The 23,547-nt window shown below is 54.2% G+C and carries 25 protein-coding genes and 4 pseudogenes; 18 read left to right on the top strand and 11 right to left on the bottom strand.

The features are described 5' to 3' along the window. Window positions 1-160 precede the first annotated feature (160 nt). From J3P85_RS17070 to J3P85_RS17045, 6 genes are all read left to right on the top strand, one after another. Window positions 161-880, top strand: a complete 720-nt coding sequence (locus J3P85_RS17070) for an ABC transporter ATP-binding protein (RefSeq protein ID WP_434702577.1) — start codon at window positions 161-163, stop codon at window positions 878-880. Then, the gene (locus J3P85_RS17065; protein ID WP_434702576.1) at window positions 873-2,090 is read left to right on the top strand and encodes an ABC transporter permease; all 1,218 of its coding nucleotides are present in this window, start codon (window positions 873-875) and stop codon (window positions 2,088-2,090) included. The genes J3P85_RS17070 and J3P85_RS17065 overlap by 8 nt, the downstream gene beginning before the upstream one ends. Beyond that, the gene (locus J3P85_RS17060) at window positions 2,083-3,558 is read left to right on the top strand and encodes a TolC family protein (protein WP_434702575.1); all 1,476 of its coding nucleotides are present in this window, start codon (window positions 2,083-2,085) and stop codon (window positions 3,556-3,558) included. The genes J3P85_RS17065 and J3P85_RS17060 overlap by 8 nt, the downstream gene beginning before the upstream one ends. Further along, on the top strand, window positions 3,551-4,834 hold the full coding sequence (locus J3P85_RS17055) for an efflux RND transporter periplasmic adaptor subunit (protein WP_434702573.1): 1,284 nt from the start codon (window positions 3,551-3,553) through the stop codon (window positions 4,832-4,834). Before J3P85_RS17060 ends, J3P85_RS17055 begins: the two co-directional genes overlap by 8 nt. Before the next feature lie 312 nt (window positions 4,835-5,146). After that, window positions 5,147-5,593: a hypothetical protein gene (locus J3P85_RS17050; protein ID WP_434702572.1), complete on the top strand. Its 447-nt coding sequence runs from the start codon at window positions 5,147-5,149 to the stop codon at window positions 5,591-5,593. Window positions 5,594-5,742: 149 nt separating this feature from the next. Continuing rightward, entirely contained in the window at window positions 5,743-6,543 is an 801-nt protein-coding gene (locus tag J3P85_RS17045) for a hypothetical protein (RefSeq protein WP_434702571.1), read from the top strand. A 62-nt stretch (window positions 6,544-6,605) separates the two neighbouring features. On the opposite strand, the pseudogene J3P85_RS17040 reads toward J3P85_RS17045, so the two are convergent. After that, window positions 6,606-6,793 (bottom strand): annotated as a pseudogene (locus J3P85_RS17040) (IS4 family transposase); the annotation flags it as partial. 344 nt (window positions 6,794-7,137) lie between these two features. Between J3P85_RS17040 and J3P85_RS17035 the strand changes: the two are divergent. The 4 genes and pseudogenes from J3P85_RS17035 to J3P85_RS17020 form a co-directional block, all read left to right on the top strand. Continuing rightward, window positions 7,138-7,404: pseudogene (locus J3P85_RS17035) on the top strand (Arm DNA-binding domain-containing protein); the annotation flags it as partial. Window positions 7,405-7,739: 335 nt separating this feature from the next. Beyond that, complete coding sequence (locus J3P85_RS17030) at window positions 7,740-8,411, top strand: hypothetical protein (protein ID WP_434702570.1); 672 nt, start codon at window positions 7,740-7,742, stop codon at window positions 8,409-8,411. Then, the gene (locus tag J3P85_RS17025) at window positions 8,383-9,033 is read left to right on the top strand and encodes an RES family NAD+ phosphorylase (RefSeq protein ID WP_434702569.1); all 651 of its coding nucleotides are present in this window, start codon (window positions 8,383-8,385) and stop codon (window positions 9,031-9,033) included. Before J3P85_RS17030 ends, J3P85_RS17025 begins: the two co-directional genes overlap by 29 nt. 15 nt (window positions 9,034-9,048) lie before the next feature. After that, window positions 9,049-9,297 carry a hypothetical protein gene (locus J3P85_RS17020; RefSeq protein ID WP_434702568.1) on the top strand — a complete coding sequence of 83 codons (249 nt, stop codon included), beginning with the start codon at window positions 9,049-9,051 and terminating at the stop codon, window positions 9,295-9,297. A gap of 129 nt (window positions 9,298-9,426) precedes the next feature. On the opposite strand, the pseudogene J3P85_RS17015 reads toward J3P85_RS17020, so the two are convergent. From J3P85_RS17015 to J3P85_RS17000, 4 genes and pseudogenes are all read right to left on the bottom strand, one after another. After that, window positions 9,427-9,638, bottom strand: a pseudogene (locus J3P85_RS17015) (hypothetical protein). 702 nt (window positions 9,639-10,340) lie between these two features. Continuing rightward, window positions 10,341-10,493 carry a hypothetical protein gene (locus J3P85_RS17010; protein ID WP_434702567.1) on the bottom strand — a complete coding sequence of 51 codons (153 nt, stop codon included), beginning with the start codon at window positions 10,491-10,493 and terminating at the stop codon, window positions 10,341-10,343. Window positions 10,494-10,535: 42 nt separating this feature from the next. After that, window positions 10,536-11,447: a magnesium transporter CorA family protein gene (locus J3P85_RS17005; protein WP_434702566.1), complete on the bottom strand. Its 912-nt coding sequence runs from the start codon at window positions 11,445-11,447 to the stop codon at window positions 10,536-10,538. Window positions 11,448-11,450: 3 nt separating this feature from the next. After that, window positions 11,451-13,031, bottom strand: coding sequence for a RimK family protein (locus J3P85_RS17000; RefSeq protein WP_434702565.1), 1,581 nt, complete (start codon window positions 13,029-13,031; stop codon window positions 11,451-11,453). Window positions 13,032-13,125: 94 nt separating this feature from the next. Between J3P85_RS17000 and J3P85_RS16995 the strand changes: the two genes are divergently transcribed. Both J3P85_RS16995 and J3P85_RS16990 read left to right on the top strand, forming a co-directional pair. After that, window positions 13,126-14,220, top strand: coding sequence for a GNAT family N-acetyltransferase/peptidase C39 family protein (locus J3P85_RS16995; protein WP_434702564.1), 1,095 nt, complete (start codon window positions 13,126-13,128; stop codon window positions 14,218-14,220). Window positions 14,221-14,441: 221 nt separating this feature from the next. Continuing rightward, entirely contained in the window at window positions 14,442-14,807 is a 366-nt protein-coding gene (locus tag J3P85_RS16990; protein ID WP_434702563.1) for a histone-like nucleoid-structuring protein, MvaT/MvaU family, read from the top strand. Window positions 14,808-14,976: 169 nt separating this feature from the next. Here the strand turns inward: J3P85_RS16990 and J3P85_RS16985 are convergent, their stop codons facing one another. The 4 genes from J3P85_RS16985 to J3P85_RS16970 form a co-directional block, all read right to left on the bottom strand. Continuing rightward, a complete protein-coding gene (locus tag J3P85_RS16985; RefSeq protein ID WP_434702562.1) occupies window positions 14,977-15,669 on the bottom strand; it encodes a DUF421 domain-containing protein in 693 nt (230 codons plus the stop codon). Window positions 15,670-15,892: 223 nt separating this feature from the next. Then, complete coding sequence (locus J3P85_RS16980) at window positions 15,893-16,123, bottom strand: DUF6555 family protein (RefSeq protein WP_434702561.1); 231 nt, start codon at window positions 16,121-16,123, stop codon at window positions 15,893-15,895. A gap of 102 nt (window positions 16,124-16,225) precedes the next feature. Further along, complete coding sequence (locus J3P85_RS16975) at window positions 16,226-16,837, bottom strand: chemotaxis protein CheB (protein ID WP_434702560.1); 612 nt, start codon at window positions 16,835-16,837, stop codon at window positions 16,226-16,228. A 269-nt stretch (window positions 16,838-17,106) separates the two neighbouring features. Next, entirely contained in the window at window positions 17,107-17,517 is a 411-nt protein-coding gene (locus J3P85_RS16970) for a response regulator (RefSeq protein WP_434702559.1), read from the bottom strand. A gap of 149 nt (window positions 17,518-17,666) precedes the next feature. On the opposite strand from J3P85_RS16970, the gene tnpA reads away from it, so the two are divergent. From tnpA to J3P85_RS16940, 6 genes and pseudogenes are all read left to right on the top strand, one after another. Then, window positions 17,667-17,999 carry an IS66-like element accessory protein TnpA gene (tnpA, locus tag J3P85_RS16965; RefSeq protein ID WP_434702558.1) on the top strand — a complete coding sequence of 111 codons (333 nt, stop codon included), beginning with the start codon at window positions 17,667-17,669 and terminating at the stop codon, window positions 17,997-17,999. Then, window positions 17,996-18,331: an IS66 family insertion sequence element accessory protein TnpB gene (gene tnpB / locus J3P85_RS16960; RefSeq protein ID WP_305385121.1), complete on the top strand. Its 336-nt coding sequence runs from the start codon at window positions 17,996-17,998 to the stop codon at window positions 18,329-18,331. The genes tnpA and tnpB overlap by 4 nt, the downstream gene beginning before the upstream one ends. 61 nt (window positions 18,332-18,392) lie before the next feature. Further along, entirely contained in the window at window positions 18,393-19,928 is a 1,536-nt protein-coding gene (tnpC, locus tag J3P85_RS16955; RefSeq protein ID WP_434702557.1) for an IS66 family transposase, read from the top strand. Between the two features lie 170 nt (window positions 19,929-20,098). After that, on the top strand, window positions 20,099-20,500 hold the full coding sequence (locus J3P85_RS16950) for a GFA family protein (RefSeq protein WP_092147704.1): 402 nt from the start codon (window positions 20,099-20,101) through the stop codon (window positions 20,498-20,500). A gap of 123 nt (window positions 20,501-20,623) precedes the next feature. Continuing rightward, window positions 20,624-21,061, top strand: a complete 438-nt coding sequence (locus tag J3P85_RS16945; RefSeq protein ID WP_434702556.1) for a GNAT family N-acetyltransferase — start codon at window positions 20,624-20,626, stop codon at window positions 21,059-21,061. A 68-nt stretch (window positions 21,062-21,129) separates the two neighbouring features. Further along, a pseudogene (locus J3P85_RS16940) lies at window positions 21,130-21,269 on the top strand (DUF2188 domain-containing protein); the annotation flags it as partial. A 974-nt stretch (window positions 21,270-22,243) separates the two neighbouring features. Here J3P85_RS16940 and J3P85_RS16935 read toward each other — a convergent pair. Continuing rightward, window positions 22,244-22,966 carry an anti-sigma factor gene (locus J3P85_RS16935; protein ID WP_434702555.1) on the bottom strand — a complete coding sequence of 241 codons (723 nt, stop codon included), beginning with the start codon at window positions 22,964-22,966 and terminating at the stop codon, window positions 22,244-22,246. After that, the gene (locus J3P85_RS16930) at window positions 22,963-23,517 is read right to left on the bottom strand and encodes a sigma-70 family RNA polymerase sigma factor (protein ID WP_434702554.1); all 555 of its coding nucleotides are present in this window, start codon (window positions 23,515-23,517) and stop codon (window positions 22,963-22,965) included. Before J3P85_RS16930 ends, J3P85_RS16935 begins: the two co-directional genes overlap by 4 nt. Between the last annotated feature and the right edge of the window lie 30 nt (window positions 23,518-23,547).

Below are 23,547 nucleotides of genomic sequence, written 5' to 3'. Positions count from 1 at the left end.
AGTTGTCGTCATCGCGGGGAAACCAGTGCGGTTGAGATGCTTTTTCCTTCTTTCCGATTTTTGTGGTAAACACTCTCGCCTCAGGAGCGCATCCCCCTGATGTGTCGTTTCGCGAAATTTCTGGCCAGACGGCTGGAACAATGGAGAAAAGAGGTCCGGCATGGAGCCACAGTCGACACATACGCTCATCGCCATGAGCGATGTCTGCCAGTCTTATCCTATGGCGGGGCAAAAAATGCCCGTTCTGCGCGATGTGACGCTCAATATTCGACGTGGGCAAACGTGCGCTATTCTCGGTACATCCGGCTCCGGTAAAAGCACATTGCTGAATATCCTAGGACTCCTTGACCGTCCGGCATCCGGCCAGTTCTGGTTCGCTGGCCGCAACATGATCGAGGCGACGGCTGACGAGCGCGCTCATCTACGCAACCGTGAGATCGGTTTCGTGTTCCAGAGTTTCAATCTGCTTCCTCGCCTAACTGCGCTCGATAACGTTGCCCTGCCTCTTTTCTACCGGGGCTTTACGCGCAGCGAAGCGCGTGAATGCGCGCGGGTCCAAATAGCGCGTGTGGGGTTGGGCGATCGAGCTCATCATCGGCCCGCCGACCTATCCGGTGGGCAGCGTCAGCGTGTGGCGATTGCGCGAGCCTTAGTGGGCAGTCCTTCATTAGTTCTTGCCGACGAGCCGACGGGTAACTTGGACCGTTCAACGGCCCATGACGTGATAAATCTGCTGCTCGGCCTCAACGATGAGAAAGCTGTGACACTAGTCATGGTGACTCACCATGCGCAGTTGGCCGAACGCCTTGAGCGCTGTTTTCAGGTACAGGACGGGATTCTGAAAGAATCTGCGAGCAGACGAGCGATGACGGATGTTTGAAGGTTCGCTTCATCGTCAAGGTCCGGGCCATCTGCAAACACTGATTGAGTCCCTAGACAGCCTGCGCCTCTTGGGACGGCGTTCGTGGTTGGCGATGCTGGGCATTGCAGTTGGCTGCGCGGCGATTGTTGCGCTGCTGAACATCGGTCAGAGCGCCGCGAATGAAGCGATGACGGCTTTCAAGGGGATGGGGGCTGAGAGCATTGTGGCATCGTTTCCATTCTCGCCGCTCAACAGTCGAGCGTTGCCGCCCACGCTTGACACTCGCTTGCTGCTGAAAAAACTCCCTGCCATCGCCCAAGTGGCCCCAACGACATTTCATTCTGGTCAAGTTCGTTACGCAGGGCGAACAGTCGACGCGGTGGTTTTGGGGACGACGGGTGGATTGGCCAGAACCCTGGATCTCAAACTCGCTCAAGGACGCTTTATTTCCGATTTCGATCAACAGGCCACCTACATCGTCGCAGGGGCCAAGGTTGCTCATGAGTTGGGAATCGGTGTACCGGGCAGGCCGCTGATCGCGGGTATGCAGCTTCAGATCGAAGGGTATCTGTTTGAAGTGATTGGTATTGCACGACCTCAGGCTCCGAACCCCTTGATCCCGATTCAGATAGATGAAGCGTTGTTTATACCGATAGAGAGCATGAGGCGGCTTCAGCCGTCTCCACAACTCAGCAGTGTGATTGCCAAGGTGCGCGATGGAGCAGTGATCGCGGAAAGCGCACAGGACTTACGTACTTATCTGGAAGAAGTGCTCAAGGGTCATGACGTTGAGGTTCTCGTGCCACAACAGTTGATCGACAGCCTTACCCATCAATCCAACACATTCTCCTATTTGCTGGCCGGTCTTGGGGGGATTTCCCTCCTGGTCGGAGGGGCGGGCGTGATGAATGTGATGCTCATGAATGTCTCTGAGCGTCGTCGCGAGATTGGCGTGCGAATGGCCCTCGGTGCCCGGGCACGCGACATTCGGATGTTGTTCCTTCTGGAGGCGGCCTGTTTGTCAGTAACGGGCTCACTAGTCGGGGCGGCTGTCGGACTGCTTTCAGCTTTTTTGTTCGTATGGTTTTCAGGGTGGCGATTTACCTTGGCCATTGAGTCTCTGCCGTTGGGAGTGGGAAGCTCCTTGTTGATCGGCCTGTTCTTCGGCCTCTATCCCGCCGTTACCGCGTCTCGCCTGCAACCGGTTCAGGCCTTGCGAGATGATTGAGCACAAGAGATTTTCGATCTTGCTGGGGCTGCTGTGGACGCTATCTGCGTCGACGGTGTTCGCCGCGCTCACGCCGTCTCAGGCATCGATGCCAGGTATCCCTGTGTCGTTGCGAGCTGAAACAATCAATCTGACGTTGGCCGATGCTGTCTATCTGGGGTTGCGAAGCAACCGCTCCATCCGTAGTGCCTACCTTGAGCGTGTAGCGCAGAAGTTCGATTTGCGCGTTGCTGAGGACCTGTTCACACCCAAGTTGGTATTAAGGGGCGACTATCGGGGTGAGCGCAGTGAAAGCGATGGTTCACGCTACCGGCAATTGTCGCCAACGACAACTCTGTTGGGGGAGTTCGGTACACGGCTAAGCCTCTCTTGGGCCAACCAGTCGACCGATAGCAATAATGACGGGCGTACCCGCAGCGATGGTGCGACGTTTACGCTCATACAGCCCTTGCTTCGGGGGGCTGGAGTGGAGGTCACGACAGCGCCGATGCGTTCAGCAAGGCTTTCCGAGTTGACGAACCGTCTTGCCTTGAAAGCGGCGGTGGCGCAAACCGTCACGCAAATCATCACGTCTTACCGTGATGTACTTCGCGCGCAAGAGCAGTTGCATATCGCGACAGAGGCGTTAAGCCGTTCACAGCAGTTACTGGACGTAAACAGAGCCATGATTAATGCCGGCCGTATGGCTCAGTTTGAGATTGTGCAAACCGAGGCTGATTACGCCACTCAGGAGCTGGGAGTTCAAGAATCCCAAAATCAATTGGATGCCTATCGCCTGGAGTTGCTTCAGCTTTTGGCATTAGATCTGGAGTCGCGTATCCAGGCGGTAGAAACGCTGGATGCAACGCCTGTTCAGCTCAGTCGAGTGCAGGCGCTCGATACCGCATTGGAGCAACAGCCTGCTTACCTTGGGCAGTTGATCGCAAATGAGCAGGCCGGCATCAACCTGGCGGTTGCCCGCAATAACCAGCTGTGGGATGTCTCATTGGTCGGCGGAGCAAGCCAGGTCAGTGATCGTTACCCTGATAGAGAAGGGCGCCGTTCGGATCGTCGCTGGGAGGGCTATGCGGGGATCCAGGTCGAAATTCCGATTGGCGATCTCAATCGTCGACAGGAGGTGGTTCGTGCTCAGGTGAATTTGGAGAACCAGGGGATTGAGGCAGTCGAGGCTCGACAGACTCTTGAGCGAGATGTCACGAACGCGGTTCGCACGGTAGGCACGCGCTGGCGCCAGTATGAAATTTCATTGCGTGCGCGGGATCTATCGCGCCGAAAGCTTGATATCGAACGACAGAAGTTACAGGTCGGTCGCTCCAGCAATTTTCAAGTCATCAGTTATGAGACAGATTTTCGTAACGCACAAAATACGAGCCTTGATGCGCTCATAGCCTACCTGAATGCGCGAACGCTGCTGGATCAGGCATTGGGCACCACATTGTCGAGCTGGGATATTGCCCTTAATGATTAAAGAAATCGGATTGGCTTGTCGGCGCAACGTACGTTTGCTCCTAATGGCGGCTTGTATGGTGATGGCGGTCGTTGCGGTGGTGATTGCAATATCTCGGCTTCCTCGGGAGCAAGTCGCGGCGGTCAGTTGGTTCAAGGTGGACTATCAGCCTTTGGAAAATCGACTGGGGCTTGTCGGACGTATCGAGGCTGCGATGCAACAAACCATGTCGTCGCCTTTCGAGGGAATTGTCGCGGACGTTGCGGTAAAGGAAGGTCAACGTGTCGAGCGTGGACAACGCTTGCTGAGCCTGGAGACGACGCAACTGGATATCCAGTTGCGTTCCGCCTTGGCCGAGCAGCTGATCGCCAGGCGCAATGTATTGGAAGTCGAGAGCTGGTCTCAGGGGCAGGATGTCGCTCGGGCAAAACGAACGCTTTCCAGCGTCCAGTCCACCTTGGCTGATAACGAACGCCGATTGGCAGAAACCAGAGTTCTTCTGGACCAGGGGATTGTGCCGCGGATGGAGCTGGAGGCAGTCGAGCAGCAGGTCAGGTCGCAACGTCTAGATCTGTCCGCTGCCCAGTCGGAACTCGGCGAAGTCCTGAAAAAAGGTGGCGAAGAACACCTTCAGATAGTCCAGATGCAATGGGCCAACGCCCAATCACGTTATCAATCGCTGCTTGAGCAGCAGGCACAGCGAGAAGTGCTCGCACCGTTCGCTGGCGTGGTGATCCGTTCTCGTACGCCTCAGGGAAGTGGCGCTAATCTACCGTTTGTACAAAAAGGCCAACGTGTCGGTCAAGGCGTTCCCTTGTTCGAGTTGATCAATATCGAGCAGATGCAGGTTGTTGCACGGGTCGAGGAAAGCGATGTTCACCAACTCCGTGCGGGGCTGCCGGTGGAAATTACCGGTGATGGTTTCGGTGGCATGGTGCTGCATGGTCAGATTGAGAGCGTAGGTGTACAGGGGGTCGATGCGCAGGCCACGTCTGGTGGCGCATTTTATGAGGTGATCGCCTCCATACAGGATATCGCGAGTGAGCAATTGCAGCGATTGCGACTTGGTATGAGTGCGAGGCTGCAAATTGTCACCTATCACCGTGATCGTGGTCTGGTGGTGCCGCTTGAGGCACTGTCTAGCGACAGCCATGGACAATCGATTGTGAACTATCGCCTCACCTTGTCTGAGAAAGTAAGTCAGGTGGTCGTAACGACAGGGCGGGCCATGCCTGGTGGCATTGAGGTAGAAAATCTAGCGCCGGGATATGTTGAGTTGAGATCCTCGTTGTTTTAACAAAATTGCTGGGATTAGTGTTTGCAAACATAAAGTTTATGATACAGTCTTGCTGTTGATAGGGATATCGTAGTATGTGTCACTAAGATTTGTCGTATTTGCGGGATGCAAGAGCACGTCATACGCCTTGAGCATTATTTCTCTCATCATCTAGATGGCTGAGCTGATCTTCTTCGGTGGAAAGGCGCGACTGGACTTTCATATTTCTATAATATGCGAGTTTTTGCTTTTCATCGAGTTGTTGTGGTGTGGAGGGGTTTCGCTGCGCCATGAAAATGTATGTATGGAATTTAAACCAAAAGGAATAAGTGCATGAAGATGTCGAAATCTGTTTTGTCGGTGGTGACTGTTGGTATGTTGGCGGCAGGTTCAGCGCTGGCAGGTCCTCCAGTAGCTGTTACTTTCAAAAATCTTGGAGCCGCCGATGCTACGTACACGATTATTACAAATAATGAAGCCACGACTAATGTAAATTCGGTCCCGAAGCCAGTGACTACTGTCAAGGCGGGTGGTGCTGATACCTATACTGTTCAGAGCAATCTTTCGCCTATTGCCAACTATGCGAACCTGCGCTACACCATTGGCGGGAAGACTTGCACGTTCCTGGCAACCTATGTTGGGACAGTCGGCTCAGGAGGTTCGACTATTCCAAAATGGAACAATACAGCAACGCCTAGCGGTGGCGCAGTGTGTACGGCGAAAGTAACGTCGACCAATATCTCCACCTACGCCTGGTCTGTTGAATTTACCATGAAGTAAGGCCCAAGCCGGGCCTGGCGGTTTGGCTGCTTGCGCAAAGGCTGCCCATGCCGCTGGGCCTGCGCCGGTTTTGTTCGTCCATTCATCGTGAAGCACTACAGTTTTTTTGAGTGCTGCCGATAATAAATTTACTAGCCACGTTTTCAGGAATGGCTGATAACAGGGAGGACATTATCTTGGTCGGTTCAATTAATTCAAATGCGTTTTCTGGTTCGCAGGTTTCCAATGTGACGGCTAGCCAAAATGAATCGCTGACGAAAACTCAGGTGGCAACTGAAAGCGCTGGTATTGGTAGTCATAAGGATACCAGTCGCCTTTCTTCACTCTCTCTACAGTTGAGTGAGAGTGCCGCCCGTGCAACGGCTAGAGATTCGAGTATGAGCAGGAAAGAGCTTGGCGCGAAAGCGAATGAGCTTTTGAGCAAGATTTCCGGTGATGGTTATTTTATCAACAAAAAAGCTAATGATGCTGAGGTGCCTGACACTCAGGATCCTGTGTTATTGGCTCGTGCGGCCAATGCAACGCAGTTTGTCAATGGCAGTGGCAAAAATCCATTTGCGGGCATGTCGAGCGATCAGCTCTCATTGATTATCTATGATGACAGTGGAAGTTTTACGATTAACGAGCGTCGCGCGGCGTGGAGTGAATCGTCCGATCAGGAATATGCCTGGCGCCAAAAGATTGTTGCCAATTCGATCGCTGAATATAATGAAACCGGAAAGCTGACGAAATTCTTTACTGCAGCTCTTGAGCACTATAAGGAGTTGCCCGCTATTGAGCAGGCACAGTACCCAAATAGTTATGAGGCAAAGTTGCAGGGTTGGATAGCACTCGATTTCAACTACAAGACCCATACCGTTGAGGGTAAGGGGAGTCCTCAAGAGGTGATGGACAAGGTCTTGAATCTCGACAAGCAACTGTTTGATGACGCTGGAGCAGATACGGTTTGAGTGCGGCACTCACCCAAGATTGGGCTGTCCAAACAAAATGCGCCGCATCGTCGTAATGCTGGTCACTTAAGCGGAGCAGTTTTATGATCCGCCGGAAACCGGGTCGTTGAAATCTTCACCGTCCTTGGCCCTAAGGCCTTGGACGGTGACCCAGAAATATCCCTCCAATCCTCGATCTTAACTCCGCCCAACGTCTGCCCATTGCTGATATCGGGTTCGCCGCTGCCATGACGATTAACTGAGCGGCGATGTGCCTTGATACCCTCAAAAAACAAGTCCAGAATCAAGTCTTTTCCTGCTCTGGCAAGAAAAGAAACCCCTTAGATTTCAACGAGTCGGACGCCAGATACGAGTCTCGTTTCCCGCTCCAATTATTTTTCTATAGACTTCCATTGAAGTATGTAGAGATCAAAAAAAGAGGCTTTGGTCTCTTTTTTCGTTCCAGTAAAGTCCATTCTGATACATCAACAACCACGATTTTTTAGTACATTTTTTAGTACATCAATTCGACGCTTGGTAAATCAGTTTTCAGAGCTGCTTGGCACTCCGAAAACGGTACAACACTTCTTCATTCATATGAGTGGAGTTAGTAAAATGGTCCTTACCAATACGGCGATCCGGCACGCCAAACCTCGCGCAAAAAACTACACCCTTTCTGACTTTGATGGCCTTGCGCTTTTCGTGAATACGAAAGGCACCAAGAGCTGGCACTTCCGTTTTTCTTGGGCGGGCAAACAGCCTCGTATTTCGCTCGGTACTTATCCTGAAATAGGTCTACGCGATGCTCGCGCTCTGCGTGATATCGCCAGGGCGCTGGTCGCGAAGGGTATCGATCCCCGCGATCAGCGACGCCTTGAGCGCAATGCCAAACGATGTGATGCAGATCTTCAGCCCTAGGGGGGTAGGGACTGAACCGCCCGATCTGACGTCGTGGACTGCTGGGAATTCAAGCAGTGCTGAACTGGGTTATGCCAACTCTCGGTTTACCATTACTGGTCTTGAGCTCGCTCGCATAATTGAAGAGCCAAGATCGTATCCTGAGGCTTTTCGTCCCAGAGTCACCGTGCTGATCGACAGCATGGTGTGCTCCACTCAAACCTACCTATGCATCCGGATGAATGGAGCTTAGGCTGGAGCTAGGGTTATCAAGACTATGCTAGAATTAGATAGCTTAGATAACTGGCGAGGAGATTTCCATGAGCGTTACAGAGCAGTCGGGCGTCTCCACCTTGGTCGGTACGCCTAAGGAGGCTCGGGCTAGCTTAAGCCGCTCGCATGCGGACCGAGTGCTGGTCGTGTCTTTTGATCAGGTCAACCTCAGCGTATTTGAGGCGTTGGCGGAGAACTTCGCCAATGTGGCCTCCTCGATGTATGAGGTGCTGCAGGAGCGTCAGGATCCGAAGTCGCTGGAGCGACTGGCCGAGGTGTTTGTGACGCATAAGCCGCCTTCGCCTCGCCTGCTCAAGGAAGCGGCAATGCTGGTCCAAGCCCGCAAAGCGGTGTTGGAAAGCGGTGACTGGCTGGCCGCCTCAGACATCGCGCAGGTGGCCCAACTGAGTACCCGCAACCCCAGTGCTCAGCCAAATAAGTGGAAGAAACAAGGACAGATTTTTGCCATCCATCACGGAGGGGTCGACTACTTCCCGGGTTACGGCTTGGATCCGGATGCGGGCTATCGGCCGTTCAAGCCATTAGCCAAAGTTATTGAGGCTTTCGCTGGCCATAAGGACGGCTGGGGTATGGCTTACTGGTTCCGCTCAGATAACAGCTTTCTGGGCGGCAAAAGGCCTCAGGACCTGTTGGCATCGGCGCCTGATCGGGTGATTGCTGCCGCACAGGATGAAATCCAGGGCGTTGTCCATGGCTAAGCAGCGTACCGAGTCCAGTGAGGGTAGGGCGACGCCTCCCAGGGATTTGGCGGCGTCCGTTACCCCAGTGCCTGCGGCTACGTTGCACGTCACTTTTACCGTGATCGCCAAAGGCGATGTACTTCATCGTGTGCATCAGGATAAGTATCAGCCTGTTCAATTCAATCCTGGTGTGCACGGCAACGCACGCTTCAGCCCGATTCAGGATGATCAGGGGCGGGCGATTCCCACCTTGTATGGGGGCACGACAGTCGATTGCGCCTTGATGGAGACCGTCTTCCACGACGTTCCCCATACGGCTGGGTTTAAGAGCTTCGACAAAGGCAAGCTGACTGGACAGGTGCATTCTGCCGTCCAGGTTAGCCAACCGCTGCACCTGGTTGATCTGTCCAACGTGTCCCTGCGGAGACCAAACAGTGACCTCTGGAAGCCGCTCTCTGAGGCTGGAGTTGCCATTCATTCGATCTTGCTGAGGAGGGCGGGCTTTTATGGGGGGCGATGGTTCCGTGGACGGTTTATGCAGTGTCGATGGCCAAATACGTCTTGCGTGCACTCCAACGAAGGGACAGTGCTTGTCCCGGAGCGCAGCAATAACACGATGGCTGGCTCCGTGCTGGCCTAGGATGTGGAGCCCATTATGAATGCCAACGAACCGCTGTGTGATGAACTGGTCAGCCGGCTGGAAGAGAAAATTCAAGCGATGGCGAAAGGGGCGATTAATGCGGCCTATATCAATACGCTAGCTGCCGGACTCAGTGTGATGGAAATCAGGGATGGCATGCTCGTTGAAACAACGGCTGATGGTCAGCACAAGGTTATTCGAGTGGCCAAGCCCAAGCATAAGGTAGCTTCGGGCAGGATTATCAAGGTGCGCCGCTTTTCATAACGAGCGGCGAGAGCGCCCGTATCTCCACGATGTCGCCGCGCAGCGCGCGGGAATCTGACACTTCGGCGAGTCCAGCCTTTCTGCTGTGTAGTATAACCGCCAAGCTCGTCGGCGCGTTGGATCCGCTAATCAGTGACCCTGGGCTCTCAGCTTAGCCAAGCCCTGTTTGATATGTCCGGCGTTCTCTCCGATCATTTGCAGCGCACCGCGGACATTCTCGCCGGTGTCTGTCGTACCTTGGCCTTCTACCTTCAAGGTCAGCTCCATTATCGCGGCCTCCAAGGCGAGTTGATTTTGGTACAGCCGCTCAAGGACATCAGAAGTGAATATTCGGTGGGCATTGTTTCGACTCCAAATCGAGGAGACGAAAGCGTAGCAGCGGGAAGGGCGGAAACCAAAGGTTGGCGGGGGCGGCTGAGTATTTTCGGGACCGGGTGGCCCATTCAGCCAAAAGTAGCTATCGAAACTATCCGAAATACCCTATCAGACAGCCAAGCTGACAATCAAACCAAGTATTTTTTGCGAGTGATACGCTCCCGCTCATTGGCGGTATTCCATTGTTTTCCGAGCGCCGTTCTGTCACCAACAAAGCCATAACCTCGGCTGTGGCAGCGGTCAAATTCATGCGAGCCTGGCGAAACTTCTTCAGATGGGCATACGGATTATGCCTGTCATACGCGTCGATGGGGCCAGACTCATAACCATCACCGCCGGTTACCGCTGCGAAGCGACCCGGCAAACAACCCAGTCTGAGCGCCAAAAATGCCCTTGACCGGATCTGGTTCTCCACTGGGTGTTAATGATTGTCTTCCGTCTGGGTGGTCTCCGGCGGCGACTGCAACGGTCGAGATTCCTGCGGGCACCGGCAAGACCGATGCCATGCTGGCTCGCTTATCGCAAAGCGATTGGCAAGGACGTCGGTGCCCGTCCCGTCAGACGCCTTTGGTTCCCAGTTTGATAAGAGATACTTCGCGCAGAGAAACCTCCAAAGGTCGGCGCTATTTCTGTCATAGGACTTAGCCCGATGGTGAGAGCAATCAGCATCAGGGTTGTCGGTTGATACGAATGGGTTCTTCTTTTGATGGTGGTTTGGGCGCGCAGGCTTTGAATTGAGATCGATGGTCTAAAATACTGATCAAGCTACCCGCCACTGCAATCACAACCAGCATCAACATACCGATATCCGAAGATTGCATCGTCTGCTCCTGAGCGATATACCCATTAGGAAAGCGAATTCGTTACGCCATACGCCGCAATGCGAAAACCATTCCCGCACCGACGAAACCCATGCACATGATCAGTACAGGAAAGGACATCCACCAGGGAACGCCGGACGTCATCATGCTGAACTCCGACATTCCGCCGATACTGGCGATAAGGTTCAGAGGAAGGAAAACCACGTTGATCAGCGTGAGCTTACGAAGGGCCCGATTCATGCTGTTGTTCGCAAGGTTGCCGTGCGACTCGATCAGGTTGGCGAACACCTTCGCGTGAATTTTGGCCTGCTGATAGCTTTGTTCGTTTTCAACAATCAGATCGTTAAGCAAATTCAGCTGGCTGTCACTGAAGCCTTGTCGCTGGCCATAGTTTCGCAGCAGCGTCAGAACCGCTCCGTTACTTTGAATCGCATTCACGTAGTACACGAGGCTTTCGCTCAGGTTGTACATTTGAGCCAGCTGCTGGTTGTCCATCGCTCGGGTGAATTGGTGCTGAATCTCTCGAGCAATTTGTTTCACTACCCTCAAATGCCCGAGGTAGTGATGAACGCTTTCAGCGAGTAGCGCCATCAACACATCCACTGGGCCAGTCATTTGCAGATTGTGCTCAAGACTGGACAGCAGCGAGTTGCTCGCACAAATCACCGCCAGCCGCTTTTCACTCAACACCACGCCGAACGATGAGACATTGAATGCTCGCCCATCAAAGCTTTCCGGGCGCTTCCAGATCAGGAACAGGTGATCTGGTTTGATCTCGATTCGAGCCACCTCATCAGGATCGAGGGACGATTCCATCGCTTGAGCGCCAATGCCCAAGCGCCTCTGTAACTCGGATTGCTCGGCTGCGTCCGGGGCGACAGACAGCCAGATACTCGCATCCTCTTCTGATGCGCAGCACAGGGAGCCAGACTGAATGGCGTAACCTTCAATCATCGGTCACCACGCCTGGCCACGGTGTTTCAGTTCCAGCCTTTGCGTGAAGGCCTGCAGTACGCGCCGATAGAGTTCGTCACCCAGCACGGCGTCTTCGATGCCGGCGTCCAGGTTAGGGTTATCGTTCACTTCGATCACCAATACCCGATCACCCGCTTGCTTGAGGTCGACGCCGTAGAGGCCATCACCGATGAGGCGGGCCGTTTTTACGGCAAGCTGCACAACTTCGGGTGGGGCCTGATCCACGGGCACCGCCTCGCACATCCCGTTGATTTCCCCAGGCAATGCCTTGTGGTTGTAAATCTGCCAATGGCCCTTGGACATGAAGTATCTGCAAGCGTAAAGCGCCTCGCCGTTCAGCACGCCGACGCGCCAATCGTATTCGGTGTAGCAATATTCCTGGGCAAGCAGCAGCACGGAATGCTCGAACAACTCCTGGGCAGCAGTGGCCAATGCTTGCGCGTCGATGACTTTGATGACGCCTCGTGAGAAACAACCATCGGGAATCTTCAGCACCAAAGGGAAACCCAGACGACGCCCGACATTCTCGAGCTCTTTAGGACGATCCTTGTAGAGTATTTCCGTTGCCGGCATGCCCAGGCCCCGACGCTTCAACAGATCGGCGAGGTAAACCTTGTTGGTACAGCGAAGAATTGACGACGGATCGTCAATGACCACAAGTCCTTCGCTTTCAGCCTTCTTCGCAAACCGATAGGTGTGATCATCCACTCGTGTCGTTTCGCGGATGAACAGCGCGTCGAATTCAGCGAGGCGCGCATAATCCTTTTTCTCGATCAGCTCGACATCGATACCCAGTTGTTTGCCGGCGTCGATGAAGCGCTCCAATGCCATCGGATTGGAAGGTGGTAGCGCCTCAGCAGGATCATGCAGGATGGCCAGGTCGTATCGGGCAACGCGTTTGGATGCAGGCTGTCGCCAAGTCCTGCGGTTGAAGGCATCCAGCGCGTCAGCGAAGACATGCTGTTGTTCGTCTCGAAGCTTGTGCAATGCCCCAGCTTTGATACCTGCGATCTGCCACGTCTCGCCCCTGCGAAATTCCACCAGCAGGATGGGGCAGGGGAAGGCCTCGAACAGCTGGCGACCGATCTCTTGCAGCGGTTCAATCGATGCCTTGCCGAAGTACAGCGACAGCGTGAAAGCTTCGGTTTCCCCATAGGGGTGGTTGGCCAGCGCTCCCTCCAGCGTGCGCTCAAGATCATTCAGCCCGACGCCGTAAAGCGCTTTGCGTGCCAGCTCGCTGACGGTGCGTATCGAGGGGAAAACCTTGTGCCCGCGGGCCTCGGCCAGCAATGAGCAGTAGTAACCCTGGCCGAGGTATTTGTAGTTGCGGCAGAGGTTGATGACTTGGGTACGGTGAGGAAAATCATCACTGTGTTCAAGGTAATCCTGAGCGAGCATCAGGCTCTCGCTGGGTAGGTAATCGGCCCAGTCATCCTTACGCTCGACGAGGATCAGCAGTCGACTCCCTGAGTGTTTGAGACTGGGAGGTTCCTCACTGAGGGAGATTGTCGAATGCTCGGTTTTGTCTAATACTTCGTTCACGTTGGCTTGCACCGCTGACATGAGTAATGGATCCCTGTTGAAGAAGACGCCGCTTCAATAAATCACGGGCTTCTCGGCCTGTCCCGGTTCGTTACTCAAAAATTACGGTGTTGCCATGTCTTTTGATTTTCGCTTTGCATCGATGGACGATGTCGACGATCTGGTCGAATTGGAGCAGGAATGTTTTACGCTTGACCGATTCAATCAGCGCAACTTCAGCTGGATGCTCAGTCGAGCCAATGCATCTCTGATCGTCGCCACCTCGGGCGAAAAACTTGCCGGATATGCCCTGGTGCTTTTTCACCGAGGCACTTCGCTTGGACGCTTGTATTCCATTGCCGTCAGCCCCGCATGGCGAGGGCATAACCTTGGCCAGCGTCTGCTGGATGAGGCCCAGGCCTGCGCGTTAGCGCGCAATTGCGCATGGCTGCGGTTGGAGGTGCGCGCTGATAACCTCGCCGCCATTCGACTCTATGAAGCGAATGGGTTCCATCGATTCGCAATCGTTGAGAACTACTACGAAGACCACGCTGAGGCGTTGCGCTACGAGAAACGCATCCTGTGTAATGCTCCATCGCCCGCACGCCAGGTGCCCTATTACCAGCAGACCACCGATTTCACCTGCGGCGCTGCGTGTTTGCTAATGGCCATGGCAGCGATCGACGTGAGCCGTCCTATGAGTCGCTCGGAGGAGATACAACTGTGGCGCGAGGCAACCACCGTCTTCATGACAGCAGGGCACGGTGGCTGCAGCCCCCAAGGAATGGCATTGGCGGCATGGCGACGCGGTTATGATGTGCGTCTGGAAGTTAGTCATTTGGGCTCGCTTTTTTTGCACGGCGTACGTAGCCCGCAGAAGAAGTCCATCATGAAGCTGGTTGAGGAAGGGTTTGCCCAAGACTTGACTGAAACAAGTGTTAAACAGGTTCTGGCCTCTACTCTGGATGTCGGCGCTGCATTAGAGGCCGGATTCAAGCCAGTGGTACTGATTAGCAGCTATCGATTCACCCGTTTGAAAGCCCCGCACTGGGTGATCATTACGGGCTGCGACGATGAGTTCGTGTACCTGCATGACCCAGATATTGACCATAGCAAGCTGAAACGCAGCTTGGATTGCCAGCACTTGCCGGTTAGCCATGAAGAATTCCTTCGTATGACTGTGTTTGGTATTCAGCGCGTTCGTGCTGCCGTTATGCTGCGCGCACGCTGAATAGGGGGCATTGAGCGCATTTAGTGGAGCGATGGCACTGGATTCGGACAGGGGCGCGGTGTTTTGGGAGCGTTCAGCGGCACCGGTAAACCAATTATTTTGAGTTATGGCTCAGCCATAACGGTTGCCGATCCATAATTTTTGATTCCGACTTCTACAAGCCGGGCGCGAGCCCTAGATCTGCAATACAATCTTAGGTAATTATCAAAACGAGACCTACCATGTCCAAACTCGCAGAATTCCGTCAGCTCGAAAAACACCTTGCCGAGCAGCTCCAGGCCCTAGAGGCCCTGAAAGGCGATGCAGGCCTGAAGAAAGAAATTGAGTTTGAAACGAAGCTCCGCGATTTGCTCGCAAAATACAGCTACAGCTTAAAAGACGTGATCAATCTGCTTGATCCGCAGGTGGGGCGACGCGCTCCAGCGGCGACTCCAAAAGGTGGCGCGCGCAAAGCTCGTCAGGTGAAGGTCTATAAAAACCCGCACACCGGTGAGATCATTGAAACTAAAGGTGGCAATCATAAAGGTTTGAAAGAGTGGAAGGCCGAACATGGCTCAGACACAGTTGAGTCTTGGCTGACCAAGTGATCGGATATTGAATACAAAGGAGCCCTGCGGGCTCTTTTGGTTCTCGATTTTTTCCCGCTAGCCGCCTGAATCAGTTTCAGATGTTGGTTTGAATAACGCTCCGTGAGCTTTTTCACCGGTCATCTGTTTTCAGTAGGGGGGGCTGAGGTTGGTATTGGCCTCCGTACCATCACCTGCATCTTCGACTGCTTAACGCTGTTGACCAGATATTATGGTCGCATCGGGAGCAATGTACGCCTTGTTGTTCCTGAAGATGCGTAGCGAAACCGCAATTCACACAGCAATAGAGTGCAGGAGTAGGTGCTATTTTGAATTCTGCACGATGTTCCACAGGAAGAACGGATAACCCCGGGCGTAGGTCTTCCTGGTCGAAAAAATAAAGGCTGATATCGCCGTCAGTCTCCACTAGCCCCAACCTCACCTGGCCTAGGTGTTCAACGCCTTGTTGCCGCAACTCCATCAGCAGTTCGCTCGATGAAATGTTCAGCTTCTCTAACGATTTGAGCACGTATTGGCCTTCGCTGATTACTGTCACAGGCAAACCATCAATCCACGCTTCAAATTTCTTGCTCTTCGTCATGATCAGCACGGTAGTGCGGTAAAGGAGCAGAAGCGTTAGAAAAACCACAGCTACTGGCAACAGCGGGACGTCATGGTAAAAGGACACGTCCCCGGCAGCGGAGCCCAGAGTCAGAATAACTACGAGCTCAAAGAGGGATAGCTGTCTTATGCCCCGCCGACCGCTTGATTTTAAGAATAGAAAAACAGCGAGAAAGGCAAAGGTTGCTCGGAAGCCAACCTCTAACAAGAACGACAAAGGGAACTCATCTATCAACATCCGCTGTAGATCGAAGGGTGACATTATTGCCTCTGTAAATCTAGAACGGCCAAGGGTTAGCTGTGTATTCCGTCGCTAGAGTCCAGCGATTCGGAGCACATCTTTTCGTAAATAGAATGCAAGAACGCGTTCAGCATGATGAGGCTAGTCTCACAATGCCTAACGGATTAGGCACCTGCCTAGTTTGAGACGTAGCTGTCCGCCAAAAGACTGATAATCCAGATGGCGTCAGGATTGAAGCCTGAAGCTACTGAGCTCCGCTCGCTCGCCATGTGACATCAGTGACGCCGTACTTTTCAGCTTGAGGCTTTGAGACCAATTTCATTGGCGGACGGCCTGGCTTAGGGATAGGGGTAATGCCTACATCGCAGCTTGCCCAATGCCATGCGTCTGCGTTTCGCATCGTTTTGCTGCGGATGATGAAGGATTTTGGCTCGCCGTGAAGCTTGTAGGCGATGACGAACAGGCTGTTATCCATGAGTGGCTCCTTTTGCTCATAGCTAACGGACTTATCAGGTCGGGAAAAATTCAAATGATTTGTGAATCTCAGATGAGGCGCACAGCGGCGAAAGCCAAACCTTTATCCACGGTTAATCGGTCTGAGAGAACGCTTAACGGCGTGAACCAAAAGGGTAGCTAATGCTCTAGCTTTGACTAACGCGTCCGGGTCATCCTTAACGATGGCTTCAACAGGCATACTCGCTACGTCAGCCTCGTTCGGGTCTTGAACGAGGTTCAAACCACCCACCGCCCCAACCGCAATCGCTCCGTCTGCTCCGTCAGTCCCGTTGCCGGACATGATCACGCTGATCACTCGGGGGCCAAAGACATCAGCAGCAGTCTGAAACAGACGATCAACTGCAGGCCTACTAAAATTCACTTTCGGCCCGTCACTTAAAAAAACCAAGCCAGGAGCCAAAACCTCAAGGTGTTTGTCCGGCGGAGCCAGGTATATACGGCTAGGGAGAATAGCATCATCATTTGCGCCATAAGCTACCGGCATAGATGAGGACTGCTGAAGAATGGTCGCCATCATCTTTGGGCTTGAAGAGTGAGTATGCAAAACGATCAAAATTGCGGCAGGGAATTCCGGTGGCAAACCACCGAGAATTTCTTTCAATGGCTCAATACTTCCCTCTGACCCGCCGATAACTACGATGTCCCTGTACTGGACGATATCGTCTGACATCATTTTCTCTCCTGCTTGGGGGATCGCTACTCTTTATCATGAGAATGTGGCGGGCAAGAAATCGTCCTGCTGAATCCTCGCCATCGAGTGTAGCCTGCCAGCCCAATAACGGCGGTCACCAGAAGACGTCTACAGTCTGTACATGATCTGATGCTTGAGCCACCTTCATCGGGGCATGACGATACTAGCTCGCGTAGCGGATGTGACGAGGCATTAGTGCAACTGGTGCGCAAGCGTCATCCTATGGGTTCAGGCCCCGATGAGCGTGCGTCTCAGGTTTTGGTGATGGGGAAGCCCGGTTGAATGAGCCCGGCCACGGCAACGACCATATCGTCCAGTGACCAAGGTTTGTGCATGAAGACCGTCTCTGTCGGCACAGCGGTAGGGTCGATAAGGTATCCCGAGGTCAGAATTGCCGCGATATGCGGCCATCTGCCCCTGATCATTTCAATAAATTCGGTGCCCTGAACCTGCCCTGGGACGCCATGATCTGCAATGACGAGGAGGCATTTACTGTGTGCTTCTAGCAGGTAGGTTAACGCGTCATCCGCCATATCAAATGCGACTGTCGTAGCGCCTATCTCTGCCAGGATGTCGGTCAGTAGCGATTGTAAGGTTGGGTCATCTTCTATGACGATAACCTCACCTCTAATCGGCAATATTCCTTCCCAATTGACGTTCACGCCCTCACTCCTTAGCTGGACAAATTCAACCTGACTTCGGTGCAGGGTAAGTGTCTGGGCAACACACCTTCCTGACCCCGACGCCAAAGGCGATGGTGTCCACCTAATTTAAGTGGACACCATTTCTAGCCTTTTTAGCGGGTCTTTCCATGCAGCCACAACGCCGTTCCTATTCCAAATCCTTTAAGGCCCAGGTTGTCCAAGAGTGCGCCCAGCCCGGCGCTTCGATTGCTAGCGTCGCGCAGCACCACAACCTCAACGCGAACCTCGTCCATAAATGGATTCGAGTGCAAACGAACAAAGCCATGGCGCTGCAACCTGCTTTCATTCCGCTGCCCTTGCAGCTAGCCGGAGGGCATTCGCAAGCGGCGTCATCGAGCATCTGCGTTGAAATCCAGCACCCGCGTGGCACCGTCAAAGTGAACTGGCCGGCTGAAAGCGCTGCCGCCTGTGCCACCTTTCTGCGAGACCTGTTGCGATGATTCGCATCGACGCCATCTGGCTTGCCACTGAACCGATGGACATGCGTGCCGGTACCGAGACCGCGTTAGCCCGGGTCATTGCTGTGTTCGGTGCGGCGAAGCCGCACTGTGCTTATCTCTTTGCCAATCGCCGTGCCAATCGGATGAAAGTTCTGGTGCATGACGGCGTGGGTATCTGGCTTGCGGCGCGAAGGCTGAATCAGGGCAAGTTTCACTGGCCAGGTACTCGGTACGGCTCGGAAGTCGAACTCGACAGCGAGCAACTTCAGGCCTTGGTGTTAGGGGTGCCTTGGCAACGAGTTGGCGCGGGCGGCGCGATCACAGTGCTTTAGCACCTGCCATTAGCCCATCGGTTTATCGCCGCTGATCGCCTGCTCTGGCACAATCAGCGGCATGAATTCCTCGCCCAACCTCGACCAGATGACACCGGAACAGCTTCGCGCCTTAGCTGAACAAGCTATGCAGTTACTGTCCCAGGTCGACGCAATGGGCCAGAAGATCCAACGCCTTGAAACGGTCAACGAGCAACTTGCTCACGAGATCGCCATCCTCAAGCGACACAAGTTCGCCAAGCGCAGCGAGCAACTGAGCCCCGACCAAGGCAGTCTGCTCGACGATCTGCTCGATACCGATATCGCAGCTATCGAAGCCGAGCTGAAGGCAGCCAATCCGCCGACCGCACCGGCCGAGCCACGTCAGAAGCCCAAGCGTGCACCACTGCCACCGCAGTTCCCACGTACAGTGATCCGTCACGAGCCAGAAAACACCCAGTGCGTCTGCGGCTGCCAACTTCAGCGCATTGGCGAAGACGTCAGCGAGAAGCTCGATTACACACTCGGCGTGTTCACCGTCGAGCAGCATGTGCGTGGAAAATGGGCCTGCCGCCAGTGCGAAACACTGATCCAGGCGCCTGTACCGGCCCAAGTGATCGACAAGGGCATCCCGACCGCAGGCCTGTTGGCCCATGTGATGGTGGCGAAGTTCGCCGACCATTTACCGCTGTACCGGCAGGAGAAGATCTTCGGTCGTGCCGGTCTGGCTATCCCGCGTTCGACACTGGCGCAGTGGGTGGGCCAAACTGGCGTGCAGCTTCAGCCCCTGGTCGATGCGCTGCGTGAACAAGTGTTGGCCCAGGGCGTGATCCACGCCGATGAGACTCCGGTTCAGATGCTTGCGCCAGGCGAGAAGAAAACTCACCGCGCTTACGTCTGGGCCTACTGCACCACGCCGTTTTCGGCTCTCAAAGCTGTGGTTTATGACTTCAGTCCCAGCCGTGCAGGCGAGCATGCGCGCAACTTCCTTGGGCAGTGGAACGGCAAGCTGGTATGCGACGATTTCGCTGGCTACAAAGCCGGTTTCGAGAAAGGCATCACCGAAATTGGCTGCATGGCCCACGCCCGCCGCAAATTCTTCGATCTGCACGTGGCGAACAAAAGCCAACTGGCTGAACAAGTGCTGTGCTCGATTGGCGGCTTGTACGAAGTCGAACGTCAAGCTCGGGACATGAGCGATGAGGATCGCTGGCGAATACGCCAGGACAAGGCAGCTCCAATCATCAAAACGCTGCAGGACTGGATGCTGACCCAGCGCGATCTTGTGCCCAATGGCTCAGCAACGGCCAAGGCCCTGGATTACAGCCTTAAACGCTGGGCAGCGCTCACGCGCTACCTCGAAGATGGGGCCGTGCCCATCGACAACAATCAGGTGGAGAACCAGATCCGACCATGGGCGCTTGGACGCTCAAACTGGTTGTTTGCCGGCTCGCTTCGCAGTGGAAAACGGGCGGCGGCGATCATGAGTTTGATCCAGTCTGCGCGCATGAATGGGCATGATCCGTATGCCTACCTGAAGGACGTCCTCACTCGCCTTCCGACGCAGCGGTCGAGTGAAATTGGTCGATTGTTACCCGATCACTGGCGACCGACGTAGTGGCCAAAAGGTGTGTCACTACAGGTGGGGAATTGCACTCCTCTTGACCAAGCATTTGCGTTGCACTTGCCCATCTCTTCGCATCTTCAACGAAATCGGCCAATAGCGGTCGGTCGACTGATTGGACTGGGACGGTTACGCTGGCGCTTCTCACCTGCACGGAACAGCCTATGACACAGGTATACCAAGGAAGCTGCTTATGCGCTGCCGTCAGTTACGAGCTACTCGTCTCACCAAAAGCAGTGAGTCATTGTCATTGCAGCCAGTGTCGCAAAGGTCACGGGGCAGCATTCGCTTCGTACGGCAGCATTCCGCGTAGCGCGCTTCGAATACTTCGCGGTTCCACCAGCATCAAAACCTATGCTTCGTCAGAGACGGTATTACGCGAGTTCTGCATGGACTGCGGTTCGACTCTGTTCTGGTCACGATCTGAAGGTAAGTTTGCCGACTGGGTCTCGATAGCGTTGGGCACGCTTGATACGCCCTTCCTGCCTCAAAAGCAGAAGCATGTTCATGTCGACTCCGCAGTCCTCTGGTTCAAATCATCTAACCTATGCCCTCAGGTCGACTGACGGCTTTGGGTCGCTTTCTGCCGGTCTAAGTCACCAAGTGTGCTGGTTAAGTCCGATGCAAACGACAGGTCAAGTCGAATACAAATGGTGGGCAAGCCTGTGCAATACCCAGTTGAGAACAATATGAAAGTTCGAAAAGCCTTACTAACCGATGCAAAATCGGTGTCCAAACTCCTGGGCCAGTTAGGCTACCAAGCCTCGCCAAAGCTAATCCGAGATAAGCTTGAGGCGTTAGAATTTAGCGCTCGCGATACCGTGCTGCTGGCACAAGACGGTAAAAACATTATCGGTGTCATAAGTTTACACGTACTTGAACTGTTTCATCAGCCGGGTAGGCTCGGACGCATTACCTCCCTTGTCATTGATGATGACTTCCGAGGACAAGGAGTAGGGGCAATGCTAGTTTCCGCTGCTGACGCGTTTTTTACAGAGCAACTTTGCGTCCGGGCTGAGGTGACTAGCAGTGACCACCGAATACAGGCTCACACTTTTTATCAGCAGCAAGGTTACGCGGTCGACGAGCGTCGGTTTGTCAAACGGTATGATTCTTCAGGGGTATAGTAAGTTTAAATTCGGCGAGCACGTCACCTTGATCAAAATATAAAACTGGTGAGCAGCGTGTATTGCCCGAACGCTTACAGATAACGGCAATGGCCAGTCAGTTTTTTCAAGGTAAAACAGCCTCGCTGAAGATCCACAAAGAGGACGGAACAATCCAGGAGGAACGCACAGTCCGCGTGCAGCAGATCCAAGGAAGTCCAAAAATTAGTTTGGTGATCCGCGGACGCGATGAGTGGCTGTGCAGAGCTTAATCTTGGGCCGTCTTCGCTTGGCAACCGCCATCGCCCCAGTGACACAGAGAAAGCAGTTAGCAATAGCATAGGTTCTCTTATAGCGCGATCTCATTACGATGAGTTAATAGTGAACTGAGCGTAGCGCACGCTACCGGTGTTGCTTGGCGTTCTACGCTCCTTACAGTGGCAGAAGATGGCTCGTGCGTTGGTTGATGTAGGTCAAGATATGTACCCATTCCCGTGCCATTGGAGTATTATGGAGGATTATAGGTATTATCTGTGGCACGAAACTTCGGGTTACACTCTGCGGATACAGACTGAACCGCCCTCTCAGCAAGCACCAGGGCGGGGGAACGTACGTCCAGCAGAGCCGATTGCGGAAATCGCGCCAGCTCCCCTTCGTAAAGCAGGGCGCCTAACCCACCTCTACAGCATGACGTGAATGCCTGCCTCTGTGCTGTGCAGGATCTGAACTCGAGTCTCCGGCGCCGCGCTGTACCGGTTGATCGACTCCACATCGTATTCTCCGAACGATGGCAGCTGACGCCCCGACCCTTCATAAACACCGCAATCCCTCATACTTTACGAATCTCCCGCAGCACGGGGGACTCGCCTATCAGGGATTTTCCTATAAAAATCGGCCCGGAAATTTTTAGAAGTTTAATTGAATGTCCGTACAGGTATTTCGAAAGTCCTGCAGTCCTGCGTTTCAAATTCTTGTACCTATTTCCATGGTGCTTGGTCAAATATGACGTTTTGCTATTGTGGGAATGGGCGAATCCGGGTGCGTCGTCTTTGGAGGCATCCAGCCCCCCCCCCGGGCCCCGGGGAAAAATGCAGATCACCACGAGGCAGCTTTATGAAACCACCTACTTGGCCTTGGTTAGCTTACTGACTAGACGTAAACTTATGGAAAGCCATCAACGTTCTGGCGGCTGAAGATAGTCTGTCAAATCACTTTCACAGCGCGGCCAATGAACTGCACCGGTCCCGTGGGTTTCCCCGTCGGCGAGCCATTGGGATTTTCCAGCGTCAGTTCAAACAGTTGATGGGGCTCCAGCGGCGGTAGTTTATCGAGCGGGACCGACAGCGTTTGTCCAGGCCGGACCAAACCCAGGGATACCGGCGCTTTCCAGTCATCCGCCTTGGTCCAGAATTGCAATGCTTTATCGCTGGGGACCTGAGCCACCGCCAGCGGTATAAGTTGAATTTCCTTGGAGTCGGTCGCTTGAATGACCCATCCAGGTGCCTGGTTTTGCGGCGCTACCAGCACCACCAGGTAAGTGGTTGGGCTGACCGCGTTCGTGCGCGTCAGTAGCAGCGTTCCCAGTAGCAATGTTGCAACGATGCCTGCCCCGGCGAGCCCGCGCCATAACGGAAGAAAATCCCACAATGATCTCGACCGTGGGGCATTCGGCGCTCGCTGACCATGGCTGTCCAGGCTGTTCTGGATACGCCTCCAGACAAGGGGCCCAGGTGTTTGCGGTTCTGCCTGCTCAGTCAAGGCAGCCAGGCGCTGCTCCCAGGCATCGACCGCGTCGCGCAAGGCGGGTTCGTGCGCCAGACGCTGTCGAACCTGCTTGCGCTGATCGGCCGGCAGTGTCCCCAGCACATATTCGCTCGCCAGTTCTTCGATGTTTTCGGGAAGATCATCCTCTGCGCTCGTCGTCATCCCATGCACTCCCGCAACGCCACCAGACTACGTTTGATCCACGCCTTTACGGTTCCCAGCGGTGCGCCCACTTTTTTCGATATTTCGGAATGTGAATAACCGTCCACGTACGCATGAAGTATGCAGTTGCGCCGGGCCGGCTCCAATCGTTCAAGGCAGGTATAGATACGGCCTGAACGAGCCAAGTACTCAAACGTGTCGCTGTTCGACGCGTCAACGGACGCCAACGCGTCCGAGGCCATTTCACTGTGCTCGACGAGCTGAATTTGCCTGGCGTTGTCGCGCACGACATTGAGGGCCAGATGTCGGGTTATGCTGAATATCCAGCCACGGGCCGAGCCTCTGGTCGGATCGAAACTGGCGGCGCGAGTCCATATTTTGATGAAGACGTCATGGAGGATGTCCTCCGCCAACGCCTTATGGCGCACGATTCGCTGAGCAACGCCCATCACGCGTGCGCTTTCCTGATCGTACAAGGCGCGCAACGCCTGTTGGTCGCCTTGGGCGCATGCCGCAAGGTGGGCTTCATAGTCAAAGTAAGGTTCGGGCAAGGACAGGTTTCCAGCCATTGGCAGCAACAT

Origin of the sequence: Pseudomonas sp. Z1-12 (assembly GCF_051132015.1) — a bacterium.
GTDB lineage: Bacteria > Pseudomonadota > Gammaproteobacteria > Pseudomonadales > Pseudomonadaceae > Aquipseudomonas > Aquipseudomonas zanjanensis.
Note: the sequence above shows the minus strand (reverse complement) of the source record. Positions and strands in the feature narration are given on the sequence as shown.